Below are 26,960 nucleotides of genomic sequence, written 5' to 3'. Positions count from 1 at the left end.
CGTACCTTTGAGACAATCGAAGGCCATTCCAACGTTGTGGTGCTCGATCGCAGCGGTGGACGCAGTTGCCGACCACAGGAGGAAGCGATGTCGGAGTATCAGGTACAGAACCCAGCCACCGGAGAGGTGGTCGAGGAGTTCCCGACGGCGACCGATGAGCAGATCCGGGATGCGCTCGAGCGCTCCCACAAGGCCTATCTCTCCTGGCGGGACACGCCGGTCGAGGAACGGACCGCGGTCCTGCGCCGGGTGGCCGAGATCTACACCGAGCGGGCGGAGGAACTGGCCGGGATCATCGGTCTGGAGATGGGCAAGGCCGTCCCCGAGGGCGTCGCTGAGGTGAAGATCTGCAACCGGATCTACAACTACTTCGCCGACAATGCGGCGGCCTTCATCGAGGACGAGCTGCTGCGCGGGCCGGCCGGGGACGACCAGGCGTACCTGCTCCGCAAGCCGGTGGGTTCGCTGCTCGGGATCATGCCGTGGAACTTCCCCTACTACCAGGTTGCGCGATTCGCCGCTCCGAACCTGGCCCTGGGGAACACGATCATCCTGAAGCACGCCCCGCAGTGTCCCCGGTCGGCGGCAATGATGGAGCAGATCTTCGTCGACGCCGGTTTGCCGGCCGATGCCTACATCAATGTCTATGCCACCAATGACCAGGTGTCCGAGGTCATCCTGCCCAGCCCGCTGAACCAGGGGGTCTCGCTGACCGGATCCGAGCGGGCCGGATCAGCTGTCGCCGCCGCGGCCGGGAAGAACCTGAAGAAGGTGGTGCTCGAACTCGGCGGCTCCGACCCCTTCGTCGTGCTGGACACCGATGACATCGACGCCACCGTCGAGACGATGTTCGGTACGCGAATGGGCAACAACGGCCAGGCCTGCAACTCGCCCAAGCGAATGATCATCATGGATGACATCTACGACGAGGTGGCGACCAAGATCGCCGAAAAGGCGAAGGCGCTGATCCCCGCCGACCCCTACGCCGATCCGGGCAAGCTGTCCCCGCTGTCCAGCATCTCGGCCGCCGAGCGGTTCGTCGGCCAGGTCGAGGAGACGGTGAAGGACGGGGCGACGGTGCTCGCCGGCGGGGAGCGGATCGAGGGCCCGGGTGCCTATGTGCAACCGGTCGTGCTGACCGATGTGAAGAAAGGCAATGCCGGCTACTACGATGAGCTGTTCGGCCCGGCCTTCATGTTGTTCCGGGTCGCCGACGACGACGAAGCCGTCACCCTGGCCAATGACACCCCCTTCGGGCTGGGGTCGGCGGTCTTCGCCACCGACCGCGGACGTGCGGAGAAGGTCGCCGACCGGCTGGAGGCCGGCATGGTGTACATCAACACCCCGGAGGCCTCCCGCGAGTTCCTGCCGTTCGGCGGGGTCAAGCGCTCCGGTATCGGTCGTGAACTGGGCCCGCTGGCCATGGACGAGTTCTGCAACAAGCAGATGGTCTACAAGAAGGCCTGACCGGATCAGATCCGACGCCGAGACCGCCTGCCCGCCCCGCACCGGAGGTGGGCAGGCGGATCACGGGAGGTTGAGCCCGGGTCAGTAGCCCTCGGGATTGCGCGGGGTGTACGGCGCCTCCAGCAGCGCCCTTTCGTCGTCGCTGAGTTCGATCGACAGTGAGGCGATGGCATCGTCCAGGTGCTGCGGTTTGGTGGCACCGATGATCGGTGCGGTGACGGCCGGCTGCTGGCGTACCCAGGCCAGCGCGATCTGGGCCATCGAGACCCCGCGTTCTGCCGCGATCGCCGCGACGGCCTCGACGATCGCCCGGTCGGCCTCGGCCGCCTGCTGGTACAGCCAGGCGGTCACGTCGTCGGTCTCGCTGCGGTGGGTGCTCTCACCCCAGGGGCGGGTCAGCTTGCCGCGGGCCAGCGGCGACCAGGGCAGTACGCCCACACCCTGGTCGAGGACGAACGGGTACATCTCCCGCTCCTCCTCCCGCTGGATCAGGTTGTACTGGTCCTGCATCGAGATGAACCGGGTCCAGCCACCGAGGTCGGCGGTGTACTGCAGCTTCGCGAACTGCCAGGTCGCCATGCTGGATGCGCCGAGATAGCGCACCTTGCCCGAGCGCACGATGTCGTCCAGCGTCTGCATCGTCTCCTCCACCGGCGTCTCGGGGTCGAAACGGTGGATCTGGTACAGGTCGATCTAATCGGTGCCGAGCCAGGTCAGCGAGGCGTCGACCGCCTGCAGCAGGTGTTTGCGCGACAGGCCCTTGCTGTAACCGTTCTCCTTCATCGGCATGTACACCTTGGTGGCGATCACCACATCCTCGCGATCGGCGAGCTCGGCCAGGGCACGGCCGGTGATCTCCTCACTCGAGCCGAGGGAGTACATGTCGGCGGTGTCGAAGGTGGTGATCCCGGCTGCCAGGGCACGTTCGAAGAACTGCCGCGAGTCGGCCTCCGGCATGCTCCACGGATGGGATCCGCGATCGGGCTGCCCGTAGCTCATACATCCGAGCACGATCGGGGAGACCTTCAATCCGGATGCGCCCAGCCGCTGCAGTTCCAAGGTGTCCTCTCCGGGATCCGACGGATCGGTGATCCTCGACGACCATTGTTCACCTCGGCCAGGGTGGGCAACACCCGGGTGGCCAACGTGGCGCCGGTCGGCGTACTCTGTGGGCAGTTCCACGGGGGTCCGGCACACCGGGCTGAGATTAGGGCTGAACGTCCTTGACCGTCGAACCTGATCCGGATCATGCCGGCGCAGGGAGAGAGCAACTCCTTGTGCCCTTCGAATGGAGGCACAGATGTCCACCAGGCCCACCCAGAGTCCCACCGATTCCTCGACCACCCGGGACCGACGACGTCCCACCTCCTACCGCTGGCGGGTGGTCGACATCGTGGTCGCCGCCGTACTCGGCGTCGCCACGGGTTTGATCTTCGTGGCCTGGAACGTCGTCGGCTACGCGTGGTTCACCGCCATGGACGCCCTGACCCCCGGCATCGGCGGCATCGCCGTCGGCATCTGGCTGCTCGGCGGCGTGCTCGGCGGGCTGATCATCCGCAAACCCGGCGCGGCGCTGTTCGTCGAACTGCTGGCCTCGGTGGTCTCCATGCTGCTGGGCAGCCAGTGGTCGATCGAGACCGTCTACTCCGGGATCGCCCAGGGTCTCGGTGCGGAGTTGATCTTCGCGATCTTCGCCTATCGTCGGTTCGGGCTGGTGGTCGCGGCGCTGGCCGGTATGGGTGCCGCGGCCGGCGCCTTCGTGCTGGAACTCTTCGTCTCCGGCAACCTGGCGAAGTCGCCGGAGTTCTTGGTGATCTACCTGGTCTGCCTGTTGATCTCCGGCGCGATCCTGGCCGGACTCATCGGTTGGCTGCTCACCAGGGCATTGGCCGCCACCGGGGTGCTGGACCGGTTCGCCGCCGGTCGGGAGGTACGCAAACTCTCATGATCATCAACCCGGTGCGCACCGCTGGAGGTTGCGCCACTCGATGAGTATTCGCGCCCATCAGGTACCCGGCACCCGCACCGGTGCCCGGATCGACCTCACCGACTGGGGCTGGCGGCACGGTTCCCGACGTCGCCCCGCCTTGGCCGGGGTGGACCTGCGGATCGAACCGGGGGAGCGGGTGCTGCTCCTGGGGCCTTCGGGGGCGGGCAAGTCGACCCTGCTGGCCGGCCTGGCCGGGGTGCTCGGCGGGCCCGACGAGGGGGAGGAGAGCGGTTCGATCCTGGTCGACGGGCAGCGACCCGATCCGGGAGCCGGGCGGACCGGGCTGGTCCTGCAGGATCCGCAGGCGAACACCATCCTCTCCCGGGTCGGGGATGACGTCGCCTTCGGTTGCGAGAACCTGGGCATCGAGCGCTCCGAGATCTGGCGTCGGGTGTCGGCGGCACTGGAGGCTGTCGGGCTCGACCTGCCGCTGGATCGTTCCACCGAGGCGTTGTCCGGCGGACAACGGCAGCGGCTCGCGCTGGCCGGGGTGCTGGCCATGCAGCCCGGTCTGCTGCTGCTCGACGAACCGACCGCGAACCTGGATCCCGACGGGGTGATCGAGGTACGCGATGCCGTCGACCGCCTGTTGGCCGATCGCTCTGCCACCCTGGTGGTGGTCGAGCACCGGGTGAGTACCTGGCTGCCGGTGGTCGATCGGATCGTCGTCCTCGAACCGGCCGGTGGGGTGATCGCCGAGGGGCCGCCGGATCGGGTGCTGGCCGCCGAGGGTGAACAGCTGGCCGCCCGCGGGGTCTGGGTGCCCGGAGTGCCGTTGTCGATCGACCGCCGACCCCGCTCGACAGCCTCCGGTGGCCCCGGCCGGGCGAACCCGGTGCCCTTGCTGCAGGCCACCGAGCTGGTGTCGGGACGCGATGGCGTGGGGGTGCACGACCCGGTCGAGGTGAGTCTCGACGCCGGCCGGTCGACCGTGATCACCGGGGTGAACGGTGCCGGCAAGTCCACCCTCGGTTTCACCCTGGCCGGGTTGTTGCCGCCGGTCGCCGGAACCGCCGTGGCCACCGCGCAGCTGCGTGCCGAAGGGGAGGTCGTCGACCGCTCCCGGACACGATGGTTCGAGCGCCGGCGCCCGATCGGTCCGGACCCGGCCCGCTGGCGGGCCCGGGAGCTGGCCACCCGGATCGGGGTGGTCTTCCAGCAGCCCGGCCACCAGTTCGTCACCGCCACGGTCTCGGACGAGATCGCCGTCGGCCTGCGGGCGGTGCGGACCGGACCGGAGGAGATCCGTACCCGGGTGGCGGAGTTGTTGGCCGAGCTGGGCCTGGAATCGCTGGCCGGGGCGAACCCGTTCACCCTCTCCGGCGGGGAGCAGCGCCGATTGTCGGTGGCCACCGTGCTCGCCACCGCTCCGCGGTTGATCCTGCTCGACGAACCGACCTTCGGTCAGGATCGGCTGACCTGGCAGTCGATGCTGCGGTTGATCATCGCGCTGGTGGACGGGCGCGGTTGCGCGGTGGTCTCGATCACCCATGATGCAGACCTGATCGACGTCCTCGGTGATCAGATCCTGCGGCTCGGACCCGCGGACGGTACGCCATGAGCGCCGCTGTCGCCGACACCGCGCCCCGGCGGACCTGGCCGGACACGGTGAACCCGGTCACCGGTTTCGTCGCCGCCGTGCTCTACACGATCCCGATGCTGACCACCATCGATGCAGTCAGTGCCGCGGTGGCCCTGGTCAGCTGGTTGATCTTGTTCGCCGTCGCCGGGATCGGCCCGCGGACGATCATCCGTCGCAGCTGGCCGTTGTTCATCGCTGCACCGGTGAGCGCGATCAGCATGCTGCTGTACGCCGCACCGGGCGGACAGGTGTATGCGCAGTTCCTGCTGGCGGTGATCAGCGACAACTCGATCGAACTGGCGCTGGCCATCGGACTACGGGTGCTGGCAGTGGGCGTACCGACCCTGGTCGCCCTCGGCGGTATCGACCCGACCCGGCTCGCCGACGCCCTCGGCCAGGTGGCCCGACTGCCTGCCCGGTTCGTGCTCGGGGCGCTGGCCGGGGTACGGCTGTTCGGTGTGCTCGGGGAGGACTGGCGGCAACTGGCGCTCGCCCGTCGTGCCCGCGGCCTGGGCGATGACGGGCGAATCCGGCGCGCGTTCTCCCTGGCCTTCTCGCTGCTGGTGATCGCCTTGCGGCGGGGTGAGGGACTGGCGACCGCCATGGAGGCGCGGGGGTTCGGCGTCGGGGAGCGGACCTGGGCCCGGCCGTCGTCGCTCGGGCGCGCCGATCTGGTGTTGGTGCTGGTGGCGCTCGCCGTGGCGGCGGTGTCGATCGGCGCCGGCATCGCGTCCGGCAGCTACCGGCTGTTGGGGGCCTGATGGTTGTCGAACCGCCTGCTGCCGTGGACCCGGGGCCACGCAGGATCGGGATCGCCGAATTGCCCGATCGGCTGTCCGGGGCGCGGGTGATCATCATCGACGGCCGCTCGGGGTCGGGCAAGACCCAGCTCGCCGATCGGTTGGCCGAGAGGTTCGGTGCCCGGGTGGTGCACCTGGACGATCTGTACGAGGGCTGGGACGGCCTGGGCGCCGGTCAGCGGTATCTGGTGGAGAAGATCATCACCCCGCTGCTGCAGGGGCGGGCCGCCCGCTGGCAGTCCTGGAACTGGGCGACTGATCGGCGCGACCGGTGGCACCGGATCGAACCGGGCGAGCGGTTGATCATCGAAGGCTGCGGCTCCCTGACATCGCAGACGCTGCCACTGGCCCAGGCAACGGTGTGGCTGGCGGCCTCCGAGGCGGTACGCCGTGCCCGGGCCAGGCGACGCGACGGCGACGACTGGTGGTGGGAGCAGTGGGCCGGCCAGGAGCTCGAACATCTGCGCGCCAACCGCCCCGAATCCCTGGCCGAGCTGTTGGTCGACACCGATCTGGCTCCATGATCGAAGCACCCGGCGCTGCCGGGGCCGGTCAGCGCGCTCGGTCCACCCGGGCCTCGTGCCAGACCGGCTCGTCGGCGGCGGTCACCAACCCGTCGGCGCCGAAGATCAGGAACCGGTCGAAATCGCGGGCGAACCAGCGATCATGGGTGACCGCGATGACCGTACCCTCGAAACCGGCGAGACCCTCCTCCAGTGCCTCGGCCGACTGCACGTCGAGGTTGTCGGTCGGCTCGTCGAGCAGCAACAGTGTCGCCCCGGACAGCTCCAGCAGCAGGATCTGGAACCGTGCCTGCTGCCCACCGGACAGCGACTCGAACTTCTGCTCGGCACTGCCGGCCAGTTCGTAGCGATCGAGTTTGCGGGAGGCCTCCTCCCGTGGCATACCCCGGCGATGATCATCACCGCGGTGCAGGATCTCCAGCAGGCTGCGGCCGATCAACTCCGGATGATCATGGGTCTGCACGAACCATCCCGGTCGGACCCGCGCACCCAGACGTACCCGCCCGGTGTGGGCCACCGGTCTCACCTCGAACTCACCGACCGGTCGGTGCTCCGGTTCGGGGTCACTGCCACCGCCGGCCAGCAGGCGCAGGAAGTGTGACTTGCCGGACCCGTTCGAGCCCAGCACCGCCACCCGTTCGCCGAACCAGATCTCGGCATCGAAGGGGTGCATCAACCCCGTGAGCTCCAGTTGCTCGGCGATCACTGCCCGTTTCGCTGTACGACCACCGCGGAAACGCACGTTCACCTGCTGCTCGCGCGGGATCGCCTGCGGCGGACCGGCCTCCTCGAACTTCGCCAATCGGGTCTGCGCGGCCTTGTAGCGCGACGCCAGGCCGTCGTTGAAGGCGGCCTTCGTCTTGTACATCATCACCAGATCCTTGATCTTGCGATGCTCCTCGTCCCAGCGCCGCCGCAGTTCCTCCAGCCGGGCGAAACGCTGCCGGCGGGCCTCGTGATAGGACCCGAACCCGCCCGGATGCACCCAGGCGGTGTTGCCCGCCGCGCCGAGTTCGACCGTCACCACCCGAGTCGCCACCCGGGCCATCAGCTCCCGATCGTGACTGACGAAGAGCACGGTCTTCGGCGAGGTCTGCAGCCGTTCCTCCAGCCATTCCTTGCCCGGTACGTCGAGATAGTTGTCCGGTTCATCGAGCAGCAGCACCTCATCGGGGCCGCGCAGCAATGCCTCCAGCACCAACCGCTTCTGCTCACCACCGGACAGGGTCGCCAGTTCACGCCAGCGCACCTTGTCGAAACCGACACCCAGTGCGGCGGTGCAACAGGCATCCCAGATGACCTCCAAGTCGTACCCGCCGGCGTCGGCGTATTCGGCCAGGGTGGTGGCATAGCGCAGCTGGGTCGCCTCGTCGTCGTGGTCCATCAATCGCAGTTCCAGTTCGTCCACCGCCCGGGCGGCCGAGCGGATCCGGGGCGGTGCCACCGAGATCAGCAGTTCGCGCACATCGGTCGACCCGTGGGCCACCGACTGCCGCATCACCCCCAGGCCGCCGGAGCGCGAGACCGTACCCTCCTGCGGATCCAGCTCACCGCTGACCATCCGCAACAAGGTGGACTTGCCGGCACCATTGGCACCGACCAGCGCCACCTTCGCACCGTCGGCGACCCGGAAGCCGACATCGCGCAGCAATGGACGCCCGTCGGGCAGGTCGTATCCGATACCGCTCAGCTCCACATGTCCCACGTGGAGACAGCCTGCCAGCACCGCACCCGCGACGCAGCCGAGTTTCGCCCTCGGTCCGCCGCACGCCGCTGCCTCATGGCGCCGGGTACGGTCGGGCCCATGTCGTTGTCGCAGGCCTCCGGATCGCCGGCCCCAGGATCCGGGGCTCACGCCGTGACAGACCGAAACCGGGGGATGCGATGAATGCTGGCCCCGACCGGGGTCAGGCCCACGACCGGGGTCAGTGGTACGACCGGGGCCTGGCGCTGTTCGCCGTCGGTGGCCTGATCCTGTTCGTGGCCCTCACGGTGGCGGTGGGTTCGGGTTCGCGCCGGTGCTGCAGACCGATGCCGCCGTGGCGGCCTGGGCCGCTGCCACCGGACCGCAGCTGGTCTGGTGGACACCGTTGTGGTGGGTGCTCTCGATGGTGCTGGGCCCGTGGGCCTGGCGGCTGCTGGCGGCCGCCTGGGGATTGTGGTGGTTGCTGCGGGAACGGGGCCGGCCCTCGTGGGTGGGAGTGCCGTGGCTGGTGGTCGCGGTGCTGGCCGGTGGATTGGTGCCGCTGGCGGTGAAGGCGGTGGTGCAGCGGCCCCGACCGTTGGCGGCGCTGGTGCCGGTGACGCAGACCTCCTACCCCTCCGGTCATGCCTTCGCGATCACCGTCGCAGCGGTGGTCGCGGTGCTGGCACTGGGCGCTCACCTGCACCGGCGGGGCCGGATCCTGTTCGGACTGCTCGCCGCCGTCCTGGTGGTGCTGGTCTGTCTTGCCCGGGTGCTGTTGGTCGTGGACAACGTCAGCGATGTGCTGGCCGGTTGTGCTCTCGGCCTGGTCTGGCTGGGGCTGCTGCGAGGGCTCAGCCTGTGCTGGGCGCCGGGACCGCGGGCGGCAGTCGGGAGCGGGACGCGCCGCCGCTGATGGATGATGGTGGTCGGGGTTCCACCAAACAAACGTCACACTCGATGAGCTGCCGGCAGGCGTGTTTCGCGCAAACGCAGGCTCTTGGTGCGCGGGTTCTCATCGAGTGTGACGTTTGTTTGGTTGCAACCCCGGAGCTGGTTGCATACCGGGACCCACCTGGCGAGCCGCGGCGAGAACATGAACGTGCCCGGAACTGGTTGCACCCGGGGGATCGACCTGGCGACCTGCGAAAGCAAGAACGCGCTGGAGTTGGTTGCATACCGGGAGTCCACCTGTTGGGCCGCCTCGGGGGAGAGGAGCATGCAGCGCGGCCGCGCTCACCGGGGTGGGGCACTGATCCGGTCGGGCTCAGTGACGCGGTCGCGCCGGGGCGATCACCCGCAGTGCCCGGGGCAGGACTCGTGCCCGCAGCCGGTCGATCGGCTAGCCGAGCTCGCCGTCGCGGGCGATGGCATAGGGCCCATCGGGGAGTTCGATGTCGAACTCGGCCTCGGAATACTGCTGGTAGCGCCGGTTGCGCGCCACCTGCCCGGTCAGCATGTCCAGCAGGATCTTCGCCCGTGACGCCAGCCGGGTGACGCCGAGGATCCGCAGATCGAGGCGTGCGTCGTCCAGGGTTGCCCGGTGCATCGGTGCGAATCCGCTCGGCTCATAGCGACCGTTGCCGATGAAGAGCAGGCTGAACCGGGCATCCAGGTGGGTCCCGTCGGCATCGAGGATGCGCAGCCGTACCGCCTTCGCGCGGTGGAGGGTACGGGCCCCGGCCACCAGCGCCGCCAGGGGTTTGCCGATCCGCTTCTCATAGCGTTGCCGGATCTCGACGAAGTCGGTGTAGGCGCCGATGCTGGCGGTGTTGACGAAGATGCCGCCGTTGACCTCACCCAGATCGACCCGTGCCAGCGCCCCGGCACGGATTGCCGCGATCGCCCTGGAGAGCGGGAACATCCCCAGATCCCTGGCGAAATGATTGAAGGTGCCGGCCGGCAGTACCGCCAAGGGGACGTCGGCTCGCATCGCGGCCGCCGCGGCCAGACCGAGAGATCGTCGCGGGTCGGGTCGATCCGCTGGACGCCGACGATCTTGGTGGTCAGCCAGGCCACGGTCTCACCGAGGGCTGCACCGGCCACCACATCGGAGGGGTAGTGGGCACCGGTGGCGACCCGGGAGAAGCCGACCGCCGCCGCCAGCGAGCGCAAGGGCACCGACAGCGCAGGCCATTCGGTGGAGGCACCGGCCGCGAAGGCCATCGCACTGGCGGAATGGCCGCTGGGGAAGGAAGTGGAGCTGGGGATCCGGTGGGCCAGCCGCGGCATCGGGATGCCGCTGGTCTGCGGGCGCGGGCGGCCGTGCAGACGTTTGGAGACCTGGTTGGCCAGCAGACTGGTGATGGCCACCGAGACCAGCCCGCGGGTGGCGGCGCGTCGTGCCCGGGCCGAACCACTCAGCGCCATCACCGCGGAGATGCCCAGCCAGATTCCGGAGCGGTCGGCCAAGCGGGTCAGCCGGGGAATGGCGGCATCCAGCAGCGGGCTGCGGGTCTCGGCCACGGCATCGAAGACCGCGGTGTCCAGAGCGTCGACCTGGGCGAGCACGGCCCGCCAGCGGCGGGTTCGCCACCAGCCTTTCGCCGGGGGGTTGCTGCGGGTGAACAGTGCCATACCAGGTCCGGTCTGTCGGGCGATTCTGCAAGGGGCGATGCGCGGCAGCCGCGCATCAGTGGGACATCAACCCAGTTCTAGCACTGGAAGCGGGCCGGCCGAGCGCGGAGGCGCTGAGTCATGGTCCGGACGGCTCGGGTGGGCCGGCTCGGGCGCACACGGGGAGAGGGCAGCGCGAAGGGCCCGATCCGATCGGATCGGGCCCTTCGCGCTGTCTGCGGGAACCGACGTCGTCGCCGGTCCGCCTCAGGCGTTGAGCCGTGCGGTCTCGTCCTGAATGCGCAGCGCGACCTGCTTCAGCTTGTCCTCATGTGCCTTGTTGTGGTGGGCACAGAAGAACAATTCCGCGCCGCCCTCGAGGGTGACGCGTACATAGGCTTGGGCGCCGCACCGGTCGCACCGGTCGGCGGCTGTCAGGGCGTCGTCAACGATCGTGTTATTCATGGCTGGGCCCTCCTTCACTCTCGCCAGATCAACGCCCTGCCGACGGGGACTATTCCCGCCGCGCGATCACTGGCTGACGTGGTTCGAGACTACCCCCGTGTGCGGTCGATTCCACCGAGATCCGAAACCTGAAGTGTGGCGTGCCTCACTTCCCGGGGGCTCAGGTCTGGCCGCGGACGATCGGTACGGTCTGCAGTGCCTGCAACTGCCCGAGCGGGTTGAGGGTGATCCGACAGCGCAGCAGACCCCGGCCGACGGGCAGATCCCATTCCCGATGTGAGGGGTTCGAAGACCGTTCGTTCACCGGGTCCGACTCGACCGAACCGTCCAGAATCGCCAGTGCGGCGTCCAGATCACGCTGCCGCTGTGCCCCGGAACTGTCCCGCAGCAGGTTGTCCGAGACCCAGTTGCCGCGCAATCCGTCGGCGAACCCGGTCGGAGTACGCAACAGCGCGATCAGCCGGGTCTGTGCTGCCGTGGTCTCCGGCCAGGGGTCGACCGGGGCCCCCTGCGGCAGGATCTCGGCCAGGGCGGCGGTGCAGAACCGGTGGGTGAAGCTGTGCGTGGCATTGGCCAGGGCCACCAGTCCCAGCCCCGAGGCCGGATGGAATCGCAGATGGGCCGACCATCCCGGGTAGCCGCCACTGTGGCTGATCACCGTCCCGCCACCGGTCTGCTCGATCCGCAGACCGAGTCCGTATCCGCGCTGCACACCCTCGTCGTCGGGATCGATCGGACGGGCCACCTGGGCGAGTTCACGGCGGGAGGCAGCGGACAACGGCGAAGGGTCCAGCGGCTCGTTCCCCGGCTGCCAGGGGGTACTCAGCCAGTCCGCCCAGCGGGCCAGATCGGCGGTGGTGGAGAACAGGCCGCCGATCGCGGAGAAGGCCCCCGGGCCGGTGTAGGGCAGTGGCTGCCAGCCACCGTTGGCCCAGGCGTAACCGACGGCCAGGGGTTCACCGACACCGGTGTCGAAGCCTGTCCGCTGCAGCCCCAGCGGGCGCAGCAGTGTTTCGCCGATGGCCTCGGGTACGGACTGCCCGGTGATCGTCTCGACCACCTGCCCGAGCAGCGCGTACCCCAGATTGGAGTAGGCGAAGGCGGTACCGGGGACCGTGCCGAAGAGGACTCCCCGGTTCACCATCGCCCGGAACTCCTCGGTGGTCATCGATTCCAGGCGGTCGGCCCAGGGGTCGTCGGTGGTCAACCCGCCCGACATGGACAGCAGCATCCGCAGGGTCGGCGGCATACCCCCGGGCGGCAGGCGGAAGCCGTCGATCCAGTCGAGGATCTCGGTCACCGGGGTGTCCAGCGTCAGCTCACCGCGGTCGCGCAGGGCCAGCACGGTGGCGCTGAGGAAGGACTTGCTGATGGAGGCGATCCGGAAGGCGGTCCGCTCGGTGGGCGCGGGGCCGCCGAGCACCGCCGAGCCCAGCATCCCGCTGCCGATCACCTCCCCGTCACGGAAGAGCGACCAGGCCATCCCCGGTGAGGGGCGTTCGGCGAACCAACGTGTGGCCTGCGCCTCGACCCGTCCGAGCAGTTCGGCAGCTGTGTCATTCACCCGACTGATCCTAGGGTTGCTGCCGGTGGTGTCGCCGAGCTGTCGTCGGAATCGGTGTCCAGCGGGCAGGATGGGCGCGTGCAACTCGAGTTCGGAGAATCGGCCCGCTCGTCGCTGGGTGTGGAATGGGAGCTGGCGCTGGTCGACGCCGACTCCGGGGACCTGCGGCAGGTGGCGCAGACGGTCCTGGATGCCGTGGCGCCGGCCGACGGCTCGGCGCATCCGACGATCCGCCAGGAGTTGTTGTTGAACACCGTGGAGCTGGTGACCGGTGTCTGTTCCGATGTCGGGGAGGCGATGGACGATCTCGACCGCAGTGTGGCGACGGTCCGCGAGGTCACCGATCCCTTGCGGGTGGAACTGATGTCGGCCGGCACCCATCCGTTCGCCCACTGGGCGCACCAGAAGGTCACCAACAAGGAGCGCTACGGCACCCTGATCGACCGCACGCAGTGGTGGGGTCGGCAGATGATGATCTACGGGGTGCACGTCCACGTCGGGGTCGAGAGCCGGGACAAGGTGCTGCCGATCATCGGCGCGATGCTGACCTACTACCCGCACCTGCTGGCGCTGTCGTGTTCCTCCCCGTACTGGAACGGCCGCGACACCAGTTACGCCTCCAACCGTGCCCTGCTCTTCCAGCAACTGCCGACCGCCGGTCTGCCGTTCACCGAGATCGACAGCTGGCCGAAGCTGGAACGCTATGTGGCCGACCTGGTGCACACCGGGGTGATCGATTCCTTCGACGAGGTGCGCTGGGACATCCGTCCCTCCTTGAAGTTCGGCACCATCGAGATGCGGATCTTCGACGGCATCACCAACCGCACCGAGTTGGCGGCACTGACCGCGCTGACCCATTGCCTGGTCGAGTGGTTGTCCCGGCGGCTGGATGCCGGTGAGACCCTGCCGCGGATCAGCCCCTGGTTCCTGCAGGAGAACAAATGGCGGGCGGCCCGGTACGGCATGGAGGCGATCGTGATCGTCGACGAGGCCGGTAACGAGGAGCTGGTCACCGATGCCCTGGCCCGGCTGCTGGATCAACTCGCCCCGGTCGCGGCAGAGCTGCACTGCAGCGCCGAACTGGCCGGGGTGGCCGACCTGATCCGCCACGGGGCCTCCTACCAACGGCAGCGACGGGTGGCGGCCTCGGTTCCCAGCCAAGGCTCACCCGGTGCGCCGAGCGCCATGGAGGCGGTCGTGGCGAGCGTGGTCGAGGAGTTCCGGCGGGGCCGGGCGCTTCCCGTATCGGAGTTCGAGGCCGAGCCCGCCGGCGAGCCCGGGGCCCGCGGGCAGGAATCTCGATGGTCCGGCGGTTCCTGAGTGCGGTGATCGCCCTGCTGGGGCTCGGCCTGCTGGGCTGCACCACACCGACCCAGTTCAGCGACGAGGTCGCGCAGACCTGCGAGGGTCCGGTGCAGGCCGGTCGCACGACCCGCAGTGTGGTCATCGACGGGGCCGAACGCGAGTACCTGCTGAGTGTTCCCGAGGTCGGGCACACCGAGCCGCTGCCGCTGCTCCTGGCCTTCCACGGACGAGGTGGCAGTGCCGCCGGTATGGCCTCGATCAGCCGGCTCGCCGAGCTGCCCGCACTGGTGGTCTTCGCCCAGGCACAGTTCAGCCAGGGGATGCCGTCGTGGCAGGGTGCTCCCTATGCGCCGGAGGTCGACGATGTCGCCTATGCCGTCGACATCGTCCGTCAGGTACGCGAGGAGTTCTGCGTCGACGATCGGCAGGTGAATGCGATCGGCTTCTCCAACGGTGGCGGGTTGACCTCGCTGCTCGCCTGTCAGCGTTCGGACATCTTCACGGCGGTGGCGACGGTCTCCGGCGCCTACTACCAGCAGGCATTCGACGGATGCGACCGGGCCATGCCGATGCCGGTGATCGCCTTCCACGGTACGAACGACCAGGTGATCAACTTCGACGGCGGGCAGCGCAACGGCGAGAACTACGTCTCGGCCACCCAGTGGGTCACCGGTTGGGTCGAGCGCAATGACTGCCACAACGTCTCGCAGACCGACCTCGGTGGAGTCGCCCACACCAGCTGGAGCGATTGCTACGACGACGCCGACGTGGAGTTGTACGTGATCGCCGACGGTGGTCATGTCTGGCCCGGTGGTCAGCAGTCCGGTGCGCAAGCGCCGGCCGATCAGCAGGTCGATGCCACCACGATCATCTGGGGATTCCTCAGCGCACATCGCGAACCGTGATCGGATCGCGGGATCGACCGGGTTGCGGGTCCGATCGGGTTGCGGGATCGATCGGGTCGCGGGTCCGATCGGGTCGCGAGGCCGGTTGATTCAGTGCGACCCGGCCGGCCCCCCGATCGGCCGGTCGGCCCACGACTCGCCGGTCGGTGCAGCGGTCAGTTGCAGCTCAAAGAGCACTGCCAGTGCCTCGTCCCAGTTGCGCAGCGGAGCGGTGATCCTGATCGTCGGCGTACCTCCGGTGTAATCGATCTCGTCCACCTCGAGTCCTGCCGCCAGGGCCTCGGGACGGCTCCGGAGTTCGTTCTCCACCCGGCCCAGTCGCTCGAAGTCGACGGCGACACCGGCGCTGCGGACCCGTACCCGTGAGCGGCTGCCGGCGACCGACAGGCCGCGGGCGGTCGCCTCGGAGTAGGCGCGAACCAGCCCGCCCGTCCCCAGTTTCGTCCCGCCGAACCAGCGGCTGACCACGACCACGAGGTCGCTCAGCCGGTGTCCGCGAATGGTCTCCAGGATGGGCATCCCGGCGGTCCCGGCGGGTTCACCGTCATCGGAGGTACGGGTGATCTCGGCCTGGGCACCGAGGACGAAGGCCGAGCAGTGGTGGCCGGCGTCGCGGTGATTGCGCCGGCACTCCTCGATCACCGCCCGGGCATCCTCCTCGGTCTGCACCCGGCGTACCGTCGCCAGGAACCGGGATTTGCGCTCGACCAGCTCCGCACTCGCCCGGCGGGCGATCACCCGGTAGCTGTCCGGCCCGGTCGGTTCGGCGGTCACGGGTGCAGGATCAACCAGACTGCGACCGCGACTCGATCACCGTCGTTGCGGAGCCGATGGGATCGGTGACAGGGGTAGCTGATCGAGTCGCCGGCAGCCATCACCACCACCTCGTCGTCGAACTCGATGGTCAACTCACCGGCGGTGACCGTACCGGTCTCGAATCCCTCGTGATGGAAGAGCTCGTCGGCCGGGGTGGCGGTGGAACCGGGCGGATAGGTCGATTCGAAGAAGTCCAGACCGGGCAGCCGGCTGGGGGACAGCCGGCGAAAGCTCACCCCGCCGTCGAGGGTGATCGGCCGGGTCTCCGCAGCCCGGGTCAGGGTGGTGCCGGCGAAGGCCAGGTCGGCCAGTCGGCTGGTGCCCAGGCTGGGGGAGCGTTCGTCGGCGAACATCGAGGCCAGGGGGACGTCGAGCACCTGGGCGAACTCGATCAGCCGGGAGACCGATGGCTGCATCACCCCGCGTTCGATCTGCGAGACCGCGGAGGCGGAGATACCGAGCCGTTCGCCCAATGCCCGCACGGTGAGTTCGCGTTGCTGTCGCAGCTCCCGCAGGCGTTCGCCGACATTAGGCGTGGGAGGGGCGATCCGATCAGTGGTGACCTCGACCATGGACCCCAGCTTAGGACGGCGCCGACGAACCTGTGACACAGCCGTAACTGCAACGAAACCCGCTCGCATACGTGAAGGCATAGCTTCAACAGCAGGGCGACGTCGCCTTGCCCAGCCTCCCCAGCAGGAAGGACGCCCATGTCCACCGAGCAAGCCCCCGCAGGCACCATGTCCACCGCCCAGGTCGTCTCCGCCGCCGGTGAACCCGTCGGCGACCTGTGCGTCAAACCCGGATACGACCCCGAACTGGCCAATGAGGACCTCGCCCCGCTGCGGAAGCAGCGATGGAGCAGTTACAACATCTTCGCCTTCTGGATGTCCGATGTGCACTCGGTCGGCGGCTACGTCACCGCCGGCAGCCTGTTCGCCCTCGGTATCCAGTCCTGGCAGGTGCTGGTGTCCCTGGTCGTCGGCATCGTGATCGTGCAGGTGTTCACCAACCTGGTCGCCAAACCGAGCCAGAAGACCGGCGTACCGTACCCGGTGGTCAACCGGGCGATCTTCGGGATCAAGGGTGCGAACATCCCGGCCATCATCCGCGGGATCATCGCCATCGCCTGGTACGGGGTGCAGACCTATCTGGCTGCCGCGTCGTTGAACATCATCTTCCTGAAGTTCTTCGACTGGGCACAGGTCTGGGAGACCGAGTACTCCTTCCTCGGCCTGTCCGCGCTCGGCTGGTTGTCCTACTCGATCCTCTGGCTCGCACAGATGGCCGTGTTCTGGAAGGGGATGGAGGCGATCCGTCGGTTCATCGACTTCGCCGGCCCCGCGGTCTACGTGGTGATGATCATCCTCGCGGTCTACCTGGTCTCCGAGGCCGGTATCTCCAACATCTCGCTCAGCCTGTCCGCCGGTGATGCCTCGCTCGGCTTCTGGGGCTCGATCGGCGTGATGGCCTCGGCGGTCGGGATCGTGGTCTCCTACTTCTCCGGTCCGATGCTCAACTTCGGTGACTTCGCCCGGTACGGCAAGAGCTTCGAGGCGGTGAAGAAGGGCAACTTCTGGGGGCTGCCGATCAACTTCCTGTTCTTCTCCTTGCTGACCGTGATCACCGCCTCGGCGACGGTACCGGTCTTCGGCGAGTTGATCACCGACCCGATCCACACCGTGGAGAGGATCGGTACGCCGTTCGCGGTGATCCTCGGTGGATTGACCTTCGTCACCGCCACCGTCGGCATCAACATCGTCGCCAACTTCATCGCCCCGGCCTTCGACTTCTCCAATGTCGCCCCGCACAAGATCAGCTGGCGGATGGGTGGCATGATCGCCGCCGTCGGTTCGGTGCTGCTGACACCGTGGAACTGGTACAACAACGATCAGGCGATCCACTACTCGCTGGGCATCCTGGCAGCACTGATCGGTCCGTTGTTCGGCATCCTGATCGCCGGCTACTACGTCGCGGCGAAGCAGCGGTTGCTGACCGACGCGCTCTACACCTCCGATCCCGATGCTCCCTACTGGTACGACAAGGGTTACAACCCGAATGCCGTGCTGGCGATGATCATCGCCGGTGTGCCGACGATCCTGATCGCCACCCTGCCCCGGCTGATCAGCAGTGTCAGCGAGCTGAACATCACCTGGCTGGGGGACTTCACCTGGTTCATCGGCTGCGGCCTCGGTTTCGTGGCATTCACCCTGCTGGAGAAGGCCCGTCCGCGGATTCCGACCTTCAGCGGCCAGAGCGCCGGGGTCTCCGACGGCACCGTATCCTCGCAGGAGTGAACGAGCCTGCGACGGTGAGCGCCGATCCGATCCGGATCCAATTGATCAATCCGAACACCTCGGTGCCGATGACCGAGAAGATCCGGGCCACCGGCCAACTGGTCGCCGGACCCGGGGTGTCGATCACCGCGGTCTGCCCGTCGAAGGGGCCGTCGAGCATCGAGTCGCACACCGAGGAGATCCTGGCCGCCCAGGCCGTGGTGGAGGCGATCGGTGAGGCCGAACGGGCGTCCGGACCGTCACCGGATGCCCATGTGATCGCCTGTTTCGGTGACCCGGGCCTGGATGCGGCTCGGGAGACGACCGGTGCGCCGGTGCTGGGGATCGCCGAGGCCGCGATGCATGCCGCCACCCTGGTAGGTCGTCACTTCTCGGTGGTCACCACCTTGGACCGCACCCTGGGTCGGGCCGAGGATCTGGTCCTGCGCTACGGCTTCGAGCGCGCCTGCGTCGGTCTCCGGGCGACCGAAGTGCCGGTGCTGGCGCTGGAGGAGGCCGAGGCCGACGCCGTGGCGGTGATCACCGACAGCGCCCTCGCCGCGGTGCGGGAGGATCGCGCCGACGTGATCGTCCTCGGCTGTGCCGGGATGACCGATCTGTGCCAGACGCTCGCCGAGGCCACCGGGGTACCGGTGATCGACGGTGTGGCGGCCTCGGTCGGGATGGCGCTCGGGCTCGTCCGGATGGGGACCCGTACCTCCCGGCTGCGCGAGTACGCGCCACCGAAGGCCTGACCCGCGGCCTCGGCACAGCCGGTGCTTCGAACCTCAGTCGAGGTAGTCGCGCAGTGTTCATGACCTGAGCGCTGTGCATGTCGTCGGAGAGCCCCTGTTTCCACGGAAGCGCTCAGAGCGCTGTGGGGCGCAATATCTCCGACTCAGAAAGCAGACCATGACCGCTCAACCCATCACCGTCCACTGCCCGGCCTGGTGCACCACCGACCACCGAACCCAGGTCACAGAATCTCACGCCGGCCACCAATCCACCGTCACAGCGGTAGACAGCACCCTCACCGTCACCACCACACTCCTGCCCGGCGACGACGCCCCGCTGATCGAGGTCAGCTACTCCGCCGGCATCGGAGCCGATCAACAGACACTCGTCGGCCTGCTCACCTACGGGCAGGCAATCGAACTCGCGGCCGGCCTCATGCGATCCACGTCGGAGATTGGCGGTGCCCACTGACAAGCGGCCCCATGCGCTCATCGCGCTGTTCGGACAGTAACGGGCAAATGACGCAACGGTCACACCTGCCCGCCACCACCGGCAGCTCTCAACCGGGCGGTCCTGGCAAGTAGCGTTTTTTCCGCATGACAACACCACGCCTCCGAGACGTCGCGCTGATCACTGCGAACGACTCGCTCATGATCCGATTCCAGTTCGACAACCTCGACATCAGCGCTGGCACCTTGCTGTTCGGGGTATTCGCCAGCAGCCAGGACGGAACACGGTCCTTTCAGTACGGCATCAAGTACCTCGACGCTGAACGCATCGCCTACTTCGTGTTCGACCACGCGTCACCCAATCAACAGAACTGGCGTGACATCGAACCAACCCGATCGCAGACCGAAGTCCTCGCACCGTTCCCGGTCGCGGAGTTCGACCAACTTGGCCCGAATCCATCGTTACTGGCTTACGTCAATGTCGACGGCCGTGACACACAAACCGAAAGTGCCCGTCACACTCACCACCTGACCCAGGCACCAGGAACGCCGACCAGCACCCCCGGGGGGTACCTCACGGGGGTATCGGCTCTAAGCCGAGAAATGGCCTTTGGGGTTTGAACAGCGGAGTCCTTCCCCTGGGGTGCCTGCGGAAATTTGGGCTGCTCTATATCGGCGGCTCTAAGCCGAGAAGTGGCCGCAGTGTGTGGGAGCGGGATACTGGCCCGGGGTCATTCGGTGTCGGTGAGGAACGGGTGCACGGTCGGTGCCGGGCGGAATGGCAGGGTGTCGATGGTGAACGCGCCGCTGGTGCTGGTGGTGCGGCACAGCCCTTGCAGGTCGGCTATCTCCGAGGGCCAGAACATGCCGCGACGGACGACGGTGTTGTCGATGGTGCGGGCGAATGGGCCGTGAGTTTCCTGGGTGATTGCTCCGGTGCCGGCGTCGTTCCATCGCAGGATTGCGCCGCGCACGATGGCTTTGGCTGCGGCGAGCACGGTCGGGTCTGTGGTGGTGGTGAGGCAGGGCGCGAGCCGGTGTGCCATCGCTTCGGCGTCGTCGATCATCGCGGCGAGTTTGGTCGGGTCGATGGTGGCGAATGGTGCGATGTCGGCGGGGGTGATGAGCACTGGTGGTCTCCCTGTTCGGGTTGGGGGTGGCCCGGACCCCACGGGCTAAGGATGGGGTCCGGGCCGGACGACACACGCTGTCGGCGTGCCCACTCTGATTTTGAGGGCCGATGGTGTGCCGTGTTTGTGGGGCCGGGTCAGGCGACGGTGAAGGTGCCGATCCGGTCGGGGTGGACGACGTTCTGCCCGACACGCCAGGTGCAGCGCAGCGCCACGCTGTCACTGTCGAAGTAGGCGTGCTCGGACTGTGCGACGCGGACGGGTCCGGCAGCGGCGACCACAGCGGCCTTGTCGATCACGAGTCCGGTTTTGGCGGGCATCGCCGGGCTGGTGATCACGGGCAGGTCGAGCAGACGCCGTTCAGCGTCGGCAGTCCCCGCGCCAAGCAGCGTTTGCGCCGATCCGGTAGCCGTCTTGAACTTCCGCAGCGCAGCCCATCCGGCCGGGTCAATCAGGATGTGCGTCGGGGTGGCGTTGTTCGCCTCCAGCTGCGCCACGAGGTCGACCAGTGCGTCGAGGTTCGCGTCGACCGGTTCACCGTCGACAGTGCCGGCGACGTTCAGCAAGCCCGGTGCGGGGCCGATGGCGGGCGCAGTCGGCGCGGCCTGGGTCAGGTAGGCCTCGTTGGCTCGGCGGGTCACAGCGCGCTGCACGGACGCCGACAGTTCGGTCGAGGTGCCGGGCTGCTGCCACTGCTCGCGTGACAGCCGCAGCAGTTGGGAAATCTTCCCGGTCGGGATCAGTGTTTCCGACAGGGTGGGGTCGGACTCCGGGATGGCCGCTCCTTCGGCGGTGAACTCGGCGTCGGCGTCGTCGACCCAGGCGACGCGGACGACCGGGGCGTCTCCTTCGACGCTGCCGGCGACGGTGGCGGTGCGGAGGATCAGCGCGTCGGGCAGCACTTCGGATGCTGCGAACACGGACACATCAGGTGACCAGGCGGTCGCGGAGGTAACAGTGGTTTCGGTAGCCATTGGTGGGCCTTTCGGATGGTGCGCCGCATTGTTGGGCGCAACGGGGAACAGGTGTGTTTGTTCCGGTGCGGCCACCAGCCTTACCGGCTGCCCCATTACGGGGCTGCGTGAATGTCAGGGAGGGCACCCGGCCCGGCATCCCGAATTCGTTAATCAGGATACCGGACCGGACCGACAATTACCTAGCTTTGAGGTGCGAACGCGTTACTGAAATCGTTCAGTTTCGGCTTTTCTGGGGTGAGCCCTTCGAGGGGTGAATAGTTCCCGGCCGGTTTGGTGCGCAATCCCAGCGTTTCGGCTGCCGCTTTGACGGCGGTGTCGACCTTGGCGCGGTCGATGTCGCCGTCGGTGTCGGTGAGGTCGTCGAGGGTGACACCGGATGCCCACAGCCCGGCGGGTGTGGCGAGCGTGTCGGCGGCGATCTGTTCGACCTGGTTGCGTTGCATCGTTTCGAGCCGGGCGGCGAGCCGGTCTCGTTCGGCTTCGGTGTCGCGCAGCTGTGCCCGGTACTTCGCTTCCTGCCGGTCCTTCTTCGACGCCGGCTCCTGCCCGTCGGTGTCGGGGGTGGTGTCGAGCTCGTTCGTGGTGTTGTCAGTCATTGCTGGGTGTCCTTCCGGTGGTGTCGATGACGCGCAGGTTCGGCACGTCAGCAGCGGTGAGCCCAACCTTTTCGAGTTGGGCGCGGGTGACGAAGCTGGTGCCGTAATGGCACGGCTCGGTCCGGTTGGGGGTCATTCCCAACCATTCACCATCGGGGCCGTAAACAGGCTGGCCGGCGATGGTGATGGGACCGATGGTGTTCACCCGGTTGTTGAGGTACATGTAATGCTCACGGGTGCATCCGTCTGTGTGTCCAACAATGTCGCCGGGCACGTTCTCGGGTTCGGGAATGTGCATCATGGTTTCCTTTCATCAGGTGTGGGTAGGTCTCTGAGTGCCCAGCAGGCGGCGCACAGGCCGCGCTGGCGGGTCAGGTTGCTGTGGAGCGGTCTGAGGCATTGCAGGCACGGTGGTGGCTCACATGTCGGGCATGTGATGGCGTTGACGGGCTCAGCGGGCGCTGGGTCCGTTGCTTTTTGAGGGGTGTCGAACACCTCGCCAGTGGCGCGGTCGATGTAGGTCGACGAGTCGTCGTCTTCTACAAGTTCGGCATCAACGATGTCTTCATCGGAGTCTGAGGGGACATTTGTCCCCTCAGTGCTAGATCGCTCATCGCGCTTGATGGTGCGGACGTTCACACCAGCGGTCGCTGCCACTTCCTGCTGGGTGATGCCAGCGGCGCGAATGCGCGCCACCAATTCCCGTCGACTCTTGGACGGCACCATGAACGCAGCCCCGCCATACTCCGCTTCACGCATCGCACCCCAAGACGAGTAACCGAGGGTGCGCCACGCCTCCATCTCGATCTGCCAGACGATCTCTTCGGCGGCTCTCTCCAAGCCCTGCCGAGCACGACGGATGGATGCACGCACATCAGCGGGTGTGATGACCTGCAACGGGATCTCGGGGCGGGTGGCGACGGTCATGCCGTTGCCTCACGTTCTGCCCGCAGGGCCAACCGTCGGCGGTCTGCGGCCGGTCATGACGCCTCCCTGGCTGCGCGTCGGAGTTCGCTGATCCGGTCGTAGCAGGGCGGGCACATGAGCCCGGCTCCGCGGGATTTGTCGGCAGGTTCACCGCACTGGCAGCGGCCGGTCTGGTCGTCCTGAGATTGCCCGTATTCCTGCCCTGCCATCCCCGCTTCCCCGCCAGATGGGCGGTTTGGCGGGTTAGGCGGGGATGGCAGGGAACGATTACCGGCCTTCTCAGGACGGTCACCGTCGGGTGGGTCGAGGTGCCACTCGGTGGTGCCGGCCTTGTTCTGATTCCCCAGGTCGTCGACGATCCAGCCGGCCTTGCGCAGTGCTGGTGCGTTACGCCGCAGCAGACTGGTCACGGTGCGCGCGTTCTTCGGCCAGTCCCGGGACGGTCGCCAACCGTCCTCCGTCGGCGTCACCGCGTCCAGCAGATCAGCCGCAGTACCGGTGAACGATTCCCCATACGTCTTCACCGCAGCCAAGAACGGATCGGATTCCAGACTGTCCTCAGCCAGTGTGCGCGACTGCGACAGATACCGCTCGGCGCCGGTCGTGCCGAGCAGTTGATCGACGGCAGCCAAGATCAGCGCGAAGTCGGCCATTCTCGGCTTGCTGGCAAGACGGACAGAGGGAATCTTCCCTGCCACCCCCGCTGCCAGATCGAGCAGCGCACCGAACAGTCGCGGATAGGCCTCCTGCCAGCGAGTGTCGAGGTCGTGCTCGGTCATGCGGTCGGCCTCGGCTATCCGGGTCAGGTTGATCATGATCAGCCGTTCGGCCAGGTCGCCGCGCAGCGCGCCCACGTCGATGCCGTTGAGAAGCATCACCCGGCGGAACGCGAACACCGCCAACTGTCCGTCGGTGTAGAGCTGGCGGCGCACATCGCCGTCACCGGTAGCGGCCCGACACAGCGAGTCGCTGAGCCAGTCCGGCACCGTCGACAGATTGTCCAGAGCCACCAGCCAACTACCCGCTGCTGCGGTCACCCACGAGTCGGCATCGCGCGGTGGCTTGCGCAGCGGCACCGGGGACGGGTCGACCAACTGCGTCAACAGTCGCGACGCGGTGGACTTGCCGGTGCCCTGTTCACCGAACAGCGCAGCGATCGGGTGGGGAATGTCGGCCCGCAGGATCGCTGACACCAGCCATGCCAGCACCAACGGCCGATCCGGCTCGGCCACGTTGATCAACTCCCACAACTCGGCCAGATCACCACCGACCGCCGGCGACGGCAGGGTTCCGGTCAGAGCGGTCCGCGCGAACAGCACCGGAACATCGCTGGTCAACTGCCAGCCGTTCGCGTTCAGCCGGACAGTGGTGCCGATCGCGTCGCCCAGGTCGATCCACGTCGACCCGTCGGCCTCGGCCACTCGCAGGTGCGTGGCGACCGGGGTGGCGTCCTGCGCTTCACCTTCCAACACCAGCACGGCATCGGCCAGCGACTGCTGTGGTGGGATCGCGTGCTGGTCCTGCCGATACATCTTGGCCAGCTCGGCTCGTAGCGACTGACGCCCGCCACGCAACTGCCGCACGATGTGCGCACCCCTGCCGCGCGGGCATGCGTAAGGCTGCCCGTCCGGTGTGCAGCCGAAGCGGTACTTCTTCAACGCCAACTCGACCAGGACGTGCGCGGCCGACGGCGACTTCTTCTTCTCATCCTCGCTCATCACGCCACCTGCCTCTCGGCCAGGATGTCGGCAAAGTCCTCATCGAATCCCCACCACGGCTCGGCAAAGAACCCGGTCCGCAGCAGGTGAGCGTGACGCCGGCATGACAACGCGGTTGCCCGGTTCGGTTCCATGCCCTCAGTGCAGGCGTCCAGGGGATCGGTGAACCGCTCCTGCATCACCCACTCGAAGTCGGTCGCGCGACGCTCCCAGAACTCGGCCGTCGCCATCCTGATCGCCTCACGGATGGCCCGGACCCGCATCTGCTCCTGCCAGTCGATCGCGGCAAGAATCCCTCGCAGGTACTGCAACTTCTCCCGATGTGGCCGGTACTGAATGGGTGTCATGCGACCACCCCCGGCAGCGGTGCCGCTTCCAGGCCGCACACCTTGACCAGCGGCTTCAACTCACAAAGGAAGATTCGAGCATCTTGGCCGCGCTGCTGCGCTTTGCGTGCGTGGTTCTCTGCTGATTTGACGGTGAGGAACACTCGCCGGCGGTAGCGATCGTCAGCGACACGGACCAGCACGACGAACGCGCCATCGACTTGCGCGGCCATCGCGTCCAGATCAACTACACTGTAGGTAGATCCCGTTCCCGCGTTGATCTTGTTGGCCGCCCGGTTGCCCGCCGGGCGGCTTCTGTTTTCTGAACTCAGCATGCGGCACCGCCCAGCGCGTCGAGCTCTGCGGCAACCTCGGCGGATTCGGCAGCGGCCTCCTTGGCCTTACGCCGTGCCTTGGCTGACTTCAGCGCGAGACGCTGAAAATGCGCCTTGCGTAGGGATTCGGCCCGCTTGGGGTCTCCCCCGGCCTCGGCCAGGAACTTGGCGTCGAGAGCAGCACGGGCGGGCGCGGTGCGCTTGCTGCGGTTCTCGGTGTTGGCCCAACTGGTGTGGGCTGCGATTGACGAGCGGAGTCGCCGTTCAGATTCGGGCATGACAGCTTCGCCCCTTTCGGGCGTCGCCGGGGTGCCAAATCCGGGGCTGTCATTTACATAACGGGCTCTACGTTGTTCCTACCCTACAGCATACCGTCGTCATTGTCGGGAAATGGATGCGTTGGGCGGCGACTCGGAATCCTGCGGGGTGATAATGACCTCCCGGCGACCCGCATCAACATCGGCCTGAATACGTTCCTTGCTCACCAAAACATGCTGCAGGTGATCACACGACAAACTGACGTTCAGGCACTGGGCAGGCGGGAATGTCTGCGCCTTCCACTTGTGGTCACCATCCTCGGTGTTCGCGGCCCTTCCCGAGTCGTTGCTGGTGGCGGCGTTGACCTTCGGAGACAGTTTGTACCGCGGCCTGTGAAAGATCGGCCCGACCGGTGGTGGCATGTTGACTACATCGAGTAGCAGGCACCGGCGTCGGTTGCCGCACCGGTATGCGACGAGTCGGTGATCCTTCAACGCACCCGCCTTCTTGAGCGCGGCGTACGCGGTCACGGCCAACTCGCCCTTCTCGTCGAGCCAGTCTCGGTACTCGTCCCAGTCGGTGAAGGTGACGCCGCCCTCCTCATCCGCTGCGCGGCCGGTCATATGTCCCCCAGGTTCAGGCGCTCGGCCTCGGCAGCGGCTCGTGCTGCTGATTGGGCGCGGGTGTAGCGCAGCAGCATCTCCGGTCGGGTCCAGCCGGCAACAGCCATCAGCCCGCCCTCTGAGCCACCTCGCGACAGCCATCGGTGCGCCGCCGTGTGTCGCAGCCTGTGCGGATGGAACCCCTCGACCCCAGCGGCGTCGGCCCGACCACGCAGGGTCTTGTGCAGCGCGTCGTAGGTGAACGTCTTGCCCCGGTCACCGAGCCACAGGGCAGGCTCACTGGCGAGTCGGTGCGACTTCCGCGCCCGGAGGTACCGGTCGAGCGCTGCGGCCACCTCGACGGCCAACGGCACCGACCGGCCACGCCCGCCCTTGCCGCGCCGGATGATCGCGTTCGGCGGGTTCTCGCGCAGGTCGAGGTCGGTGGTCTGCATCCCGACGACCTCGCCCGCACGGGCGCCGGTGGTGAACATCAATCGGATGATCGCCTCATCCCGCCGGTCCCGCATCGCCGGGCCTTTGCACGCCTTGATCAGTGCGCGCAGGTCGGCGTCACTCAGCGGCTCGACAACCGGCTGGTCGAGCTTGGGTGCCTTCAGTCCGAGCAGGGGGTCGGTGTCCTGCTCGCCTTCCTCGGTCAGCCATGCCGAGAACCGGCGCACCGCGAGGTGGCGTGAGGTCGCGGTCGCCGGCTTCGCGCCCTCGGTCAGCATCACATCCATCATCAACCGCAGGGTGGTGCGGTCGATGCTCTGTGGCCGGTCGTGCTCGTCACAGAACCGGATGTAGGCACGAACGCCGTCGCCGTAGGACTTCACGGTCTGGGCAGACTTGCGTTCAGCGCGCAGGTGTAGCTCCCAGGAGGCGAGCAGGTCGGTCAGGTCCACACCGGAAGTGTAGCCCAATATTCTTGACTAGAGCGCTGTGCGGTATTAGTGTCTCGACTCAACCC

29 protein-coding genes, 2 pseudogenes and 1 riboswitch are annotated in these 26,960 nt (G+C 67.5%); of the genes and pseudogenes, 12 read left to right on the top strand and 19 right to left on the bottom strand.

Annotated elements, in window-relative coordinates; all coding sequences use genetic code 11:
• Positions 1–87 precede the first annotated feature (87 nt).
• Entirely contained in the window at positions 88–1,467 is a 1,380-nt protein-coding gene (locus CLV29_RS11525; protein ID WP_133755249.1) for an NAD-dependent succinate-semialdehyde dehydrogenase, read from the top strand.
• Positions 1,468–1,548: 81 nt separating this feature from the next.
• On the opposite strand, the pseudogene CLV29_RS11520 reads toward CLV29_RS11525, so the two are convergent.
• Positions 1,549–2,478: pseudogene (locus tag CLV29_RS11520) on the bottom strand (aldo/keto reductase).
• A gap of 159 nt (positions 2,479–2,637) precedes the next feature.
• Positions 2,638–2,748, top strand: a riboswitch (TPP riboswitch).
• A 19-nt stretch (positions 2,749–2,767) separates the two neighbouring features.
• Between CLV29_RS11520 and CLV29_RS11515 the strand changes: the two are divergent.
• Genes CLV29_RS11515 through CLV29_RS11500 form a run of 4 tightly spaced genes read left to right on the top strand, consistent with a single transcriptional unit; the run spans position 2,768 to position 6,363 of the window.
• Entirely contained in the window at positions 2,768–3,415 is a 648-nt protein-coding gene (locus CLV29_RS11515) for an ECF transporter S component (RefSeq protein WP_133755248.1), read from the top strand.
• 40 nt (positions 3,416–3,455) lie between these two features.
• Entirely contained in the window at positions 3,456–5,018 is a 1,563-nt protein-coding gene (locus CLV29_RS11510) for an ABC transporter ATP-binding protein (protein WP_133755247.1), read from the top strand.
• Positions 5,015–5,800 (top strand): energy-coupling factor transporter transmembrane component T family protein, encoded by a 786-nt coding sequence (locus CLV29_RS11505; protein ID WP_133755246.1) that lies wholly within the window; start codon positions 5,015–5,017, stop codon positions 5,798–5,800. Before CLV29_RS11510 ends, CLV29_RS11505 begins: the two co-directional genes overlap by 4 nt.
• Positions 5,800–6,363: an AAA family ATPase gene (locus tag CLV29_RS11500; protein ID WP_133755245.1), complete on the top strand. Its 564-nt coding sequence runs from the start codon at positions 5,800–5,802 to the stop codon at positions 6,361–6,363. Before CLV29_RS11505 ends, CLV29_RS11500 begins: the two co-directional genes overlap by 1 nt.
• Positions 6,364–6,391: 28 nt before the next feature.
• Here the strand turns inward: CLV29_RS11500 and CLV29_RS11495 are convergent, their stop codons facing one another.
• On the bottom strand, positions 6,392–8,068 hold the full coding sequence (locus tag CLV29_RS11495; RefSeq protein WP_133755244.1) for an ABC-F family ATP-binding cassette domain-containing protein: 1,677 nt from the start codon (positions 8,066–8,068) through the stop codon (positions 6,392–6,394).
• Between the two features lie 313 nt (positions 8,069–8,381).
• Between CLV29_RS11495 and CLV29_RS11490 the strand changes: the two genes are divergently transcribed.
• Positions 8,382–8,963 carry a phosphatase PAP2 family protein gene (locus tag CLV29_RS11490; RefSeq protein ID WP_133755243.1) on the top strand — a complete coding sequence of 194 codons (582 nt, stop codon included), beginning with the start codon at positions 8,382–8,384 and terminating at the stop codon, positions 8,961–8,963.
• Positions 8,964–9,389: 426 nt separating this feature from the next.
• Here CLV29_RS11490 and CLV29_RS16515 read toward each other — a convergent pair whose 3' ends face one another.
• The 4 genes and pseudogenes from CLV29_RS16515 to CLV29_RS11475 form a co-directional block, all read right to left on the bottom strand.
• Entirely contained in the window at positions 9,390–9,980 is a 591-nt protein-coding gene (locus CLV29_RS16515) for a diacylglycerol/lipid kinase family protein (protein ID WP_208292930.1), read from the bottom strand.
• A 68-nt stretch (positions 9,981–10,048) separates the two neighbouring features.
• Positions 10,049–10,417, bottom strand: a pseudogene (locus CLV29_RS16510) (phosphatase PAP2 family protein); the annotation flags it as partial.
• A gap of 453 nt (positions 10,418–10,870) precedes the next feature.
• Entirely contained in the window at positions 10,871–11,068 is a 198-nt protein-coding gene (locus tag CLV29_RS11480) for a DUF7455 domain-containing protein (RefSeq protein WP_133755242.1), read from the bottom strand.
• A 160-nt stretch (positions 11,069–11,228) separates the two neighbouring features.
• On the bottom strand, positions 11,229–12,632 hold the full coding sequence (locus tag CLV29_RS11475) for a serine hydrolase domain-containing protein (RefSeq protein WP_133755241.1): 1,404 nt from the start codon (positions 12,630–12,632) through the stop codon (positions 11,229–11,231).
• 78 nt (positions 12,633–12,710) lie between these two features.
• Between CLV29_RS11475 and CLV29_RS11470 the strand changes: the two genes are divergently transcribed.
• Positions 12,711–13,952 carry a glutamate--cysteine ligase gene (locus CLV29_RS11470; protein ID WP_133755240.1) on the top strand — a complete coding sequence of 414 codons (1,242 nt, stop codon included), beginning with the start codon at positions 12,711–12,713 and terminating at the stop codon, positions 13,950–13,952.
• Positions 13,934–14,842, top strand: a complete 909-nt coding sequence (locus CLV29_RS11465) for a CE1 family esterase (RefSeq protein ID WP_133755239.1) — start codon at positions 13,934–13,936, stop codon at positions 14,840–14,842. Before CLV29_RS11470 ends, CLV29_RS11465 begins: the two co-directional genes overlap by 19 nt.
• A 90-nt stretch (positions 14,843–14,932) precedes the next feature.
• Here CLV29_RS11465 and CLV29_RS11460 read toward each other — a convergent pair whose 3' ends face one another.
• Positions 14,933–15,616, bottom strand: a complete 684-nt coding sequence (locus tag CLV29_RS11460; protein ID WP_133755238.1) for an IMPACT family protein — start codon at positions 15,614–15,616, stop codon at positions 14,933–14,935.
• Positions 15,613–16,230, bottom strand: coding sequence for a helix-turn-helix domain-containing protein (locus CLV29_RS11455; protein WP_133755237.1), 618 nt, complete (start codon positions 16,228–16,230; stop codon positions 15,613–15,615). The genes CLV29_RS11460 and CLV29_RS11455 overlap by 4 nt, the downstream gene beginning before the upstream one ends.
• Positions 16,231–16,368: 138 nt before the next feature.
• Here CLV29_RS11455 and CLV29_RS11450 point away from each other — a divergent pair, with 138 nt between their 5' ends.
• The 4 genes from CLV29_RS11450 (at position 16,369) to CLV29_RS11435 (ending at position 19,739) form a co-directional block, all read left to right on the top strand.
• Positions 16,369–17,955 (top strand): NCS1 family nucleobase:cation symporter-1, encoded by a 1,587-nt coding sequence (locus CLV29_RS11450; RefSeq protein ID WP_133755236.1) that lies wholly within the window; start codon positions 16,369–16,371, stop codon positions 17,953–17,955.
• Complete coding sequence (locus tag CLV29_RS11445) at positions 17,952–18,689, top strand: aspartate/glutamate racemase family protein (RefSeq protein ID WP_243831904.1); 738 nt, start codon at positions 17,952–17,954, stop codon at positions 18,687–18,689. Before CLV29_RS11450 ends, CLV29_RS11445 begins: the two co-directional genes overlap by 4 nt.
• A 73-nt stretch (positions 18,690–18,762) precedes the next feature.
• Positions 18,763–19,140 carry a DUF6907 domain-containing protein gene (locus CLV29_RS11440; RefSeq protein WP_166649244.1) on the top strand — a complete coding sequence of 126 codons (378 nt, stop codon included), beginning with the start codon at positions 18,763–18,765 and terminating at the stop codon, positions 19,138–19,140.
• Between the two features lie 125 nt (positions 19,141–19,265).
• On the top strand, positions 19,266–19,739 hold the full coding sequence (locus CLV29_RS11435; RefSeq protein ID WP_166649243.1) for a hypothetical protein: 474 nt from the start codon (positions 19,266–19,268) through the stop codon (positions 19,737–19,739).
• 110 nt (positions 19,740–19,849) lie between these two features.
• Here the strand turns inward: CLV29_RS11435 and CLV29_RS11430 are convergent, their stop codons facing one another.
• From CLV29_RS11430 to CLV29_RS11380, 11 genes are all read right to left on the bottom strand, one after another.
• Complete coding sequence (locus tag CLV29_RS11430; RefSeq protein ID WP_133755233.1) at positions 19,850–20,248, bottom strand: hypothetical protein; 399 nt, start codon at positions 20,246–20,248, stop codon at positions 19,850–19,852.
• A gap of 137 nt (positions 20,249–20,385) precedes the next feature.
• Positions 20,386–21,297 carry a phage major capsid protein gene (locus CLV29_RS11425; protein ID WP_243831903.1) on the bottom strand — a complete coding sequence of 304 codons (912 nt, stop codon included), beginning with the start codon at positions 21,295–21,297 and terminating at the stop codon, positions 20,386–20,388.
• Positions 21,298–21,404: 107 nt separating this feature from the next.
• Positions 21,405–21,821, bottom strand: a complete 417-nt coding sequence (locus CLV29_RS11420) for a hypothetical protein (RefSeq protein ID WP_133755232.1) — start codon at positions 21,819–21,821, stop codon at positions 21,405–21,407.
• Positions 21,814–22,119, bottom strand: coding sequence for a hypothetical protein (locus tag CLV29_RS11415; RefSeq protein ID WP_133755231.1), 306 nt, complete (start codon positions 22,117–22,119; stop codon positions 21,814–21,816). The genes CLV29_RS11420 and CLV29_RS11415 overlap by 8 nt, the downstream gene beginning before the upstream one ends.
• Positions 22,119–22,748 (bottom strand): hypothetical protein, encoded by a 630-nt coding sequence (locus tag CLV29_RS11410; protein WP_133755230.1) that lies wholly within the window; start codon positions 22,746–22,748, stop codon positions 22,119–22,121. Before CLV29_RS11410 ends, CLV29_RS11415 begins: the two co-directional genes overlap by 1 nt.
• Positions 22,749–22,801: 53 nt before the next feature.
• Positions 22,802–24,466 (bottom strand): hypothetical protein, encoded by a 1,665-nt coding sequence (locus CLV29_RS11405; protein ID WP_208292929.1) that lies wholly within the window; start codon positions 24,464–24,466, stop codon positions 22,802–22,804.
• Positions 24,466–24,813: a hypothetical protein gene (locus tag CLV29_RS11400; RefSeq protein WP_133755229.1), complete on the bottom strand. Its 348-nt coding sequence runs from the start codon at positions 24,811–24,813 to the stop codon at positions 24,466–24,468. The genes CLV29_RS11405 and CLV29_RS11400 overlap by 1 nt, the downstream gene beginning before the upstream one ends.
• Positions 24,810–25,127: a hypothetical protein gene (locus CLV29_RS11395; protein ID WP_133755228.1), complete on the bottom strand. Its 318-nt coding sequence runs from the start codon at positions 25,125–25,127 to the stop codon at positions 24,810–24,812. Before CLV29_RS11395 ends, CLV29_RS11400 begins: the two co-directional genes overlap by 4 nt.
• Entirely contained in the window at positions 25,121–25,405 is a 285-nt protein-coding gene (locus CLV29_RS11390) for a hypothetical protein (RefSeq protein WP_133755227.1), read from the bottom strand. The genes CLV29_RS11395 and CLV29_RS11390 overlap by 7 nt, the downstream gene beginning before the upstream one ends.
• 99 nt (positions 25,406–25,504) lie before the next feature.
• Positions 25,505–26,008, bottom strand: a complete 504-nt coding sequence (locus tag CLV29_RS11385) for a hypothetical protein (protein WP_133755226.1) — start codon at positions 26,006–26,008, stop codon at positions 25,505–25,507.
• Positions 26,005–26,895, bottom strand: coding sequence for a tyrosine-type recombinase/integrase (locus CLV29_RS11380; protein ID WP_133755225.1), 891 nt, complete (start codon positions 26,893–26,895; stop codon positions 26,005–26,007). Before CLV29_RS11380 ends, CLV29_RS11385 begins: the two co-directional genes overlap by 4 nt.
• Positions 26,896–26,960 lie beyond the last annotated feature (65 nt).

The organism is Naumannella halotolerans, assembly GCF_004364645.1.
Classification (GTDB): domain Bacteria; phylum Actinomycetota; class Actinomycetes; order Propionibacteriales; family Propionibacteriaceae; genus Naumannella; species Naumannella halotolerans.
This window is presented reverse-complemented; position numbering and strand designations above follow the sequence as displayed.

Excerpts from the sequence above, each read along its gene's own strand:
- CLV29_RS11410 (WP_133755230.1), bottom strand. The coding sequence starts at position 22,748 with ATGACCGTCGCCACCCGCCCCGAGATCCCGTTGCAGGTCATCACACCC.
- CLV29_RS11435 (WP_166649243.1), top strand. The coding sequence starts at position 19,266 with ATGACAACACCACGCCTCCGAGACGTCGCGCTGATCACTGCGAACGAC.
- CLV29_RS11415 (WP_133755231.1), bottom strand. The coding sequence starts at position 22,119 with ATGCACATTCCCGAACCCGAGAACGTGCCCGGCGACATTGTTGGACAC.
- CLV29_RS11465 (WP_133755239.1), top strand. The coding sequence starts at position 13,934 with ATGGTCCGGCGGTTCCTGAGTGCGGTGATCGCCCTGCTGGGGCTCGGC.
- CLV29_RS11400 (WP_133755229.1), bottom strand. The coding sequence starts at position 24,813 with ATGACACCCATTCAGTACCGGCCACATCGGGAGAAGTTGCAGTACCTG.
- CLV29_RS11525 (WP_133755249.1), top strand. The coding sequence starts at position 88 with ATGTCGGAGTATCAGGTACAGAACCCAGCCACCGGAGAGGTGGTCGAG.
- CLV29_RS11390 (WP_133755227.1), bottom strand. The coding sequence starts at position 25,405 with ATGCCCGAATCTGAACGGCGACTCCGCTCGTCAATCGCAGCCCACACC.
- CLV29_RS11395 (WP_133755228.1), bottom strand. The coding sequence starts at position 25,127 with ATGCTGAGTTCAGAAAACAGAAGCCGCCCGGCGGGCAACCGGGCGGCC.
- CLV29_RS11420 (WP_133755232.1), bottom strand. The coding sequence starts at position 21,821 with ATGACTGACAACACCACGAACGAGCTCGACACCACCCCCGACACCGAC.
- CLV29_RS11500 (WP_133755245.1), top strand. The coding sequence starts at position 5,800 with ATGGTTGTCGAACCGCCTGCTGCCGTGGACCCGGGGCCACGCAGGATC.
- CLV29_RS11385 (WP_133755226.1), bottom strand. The coding sequence starts at position 26,008 with ATGACCGGCCGCGCAGCGGATGAGGAGGGCGGCGTCACCTTCACCGAC.
- CLV29_RS11455 (WP_133755237.1), bottom strand. The coding sequence starts at position 16,230 with ATGGTCGAGGTCACCACTGATCGGATCGCCCCTCCCACGCCTAATGTC.
- CLV29_RS16515 (WP_208292930.1), bottom strand. The coding sequence starts at position 9,980 with ATGCGAGCCGACGTCCCCTTGGCGGTACTGCCGGCCGGCACCTTCAAT.
- CLV29_RS11510 (WP_133755247.1), top strand. The coding sequence starts at position 3,456 with ATGAGTATTCGCGCCCATCAGGTACCCGGCACCCGCACCGGTGCCCGG.
- CLV29_RS11450 (WP_133755236.1), top strand. The coding sequence starts at position 16,369 with ATGTCCACCGAGCAAGCCCCCGCAGGCACCATGTCCACCGCCCAGGTC.
- CLV29_RS11405 (WP_208292929.1), bottom strand. The coding sequence starts at position 24,466 with ATGAGCGAGGATGAGAAGAAGAAGTCGCCGTCGGCCGCGCACGTCCTG.
- CLV29_RS11480 (WP_133755242.1), bottom strand. The coding sequence starts at position 11,068 with ATGAATAACACGATCGTTGACGACGCCCTGACAGCCGCCGACCGGTGC.
- CLV29_RS11515 (WP_133755248.1), top strand. The coding sequence starts at position 2,768 with ATGTCCACCAGGCCCACCCAGAGTCCCACCGATTCCTCGACCACCCGG.
- CLV29_RS11505 (WP_133755246.1), top strand. The coding sequence starts at position 5,015 with ATGAGCGCCGCTGTCGCCGACACCGCGCCCCGGCGGACCTGGCCGGAC.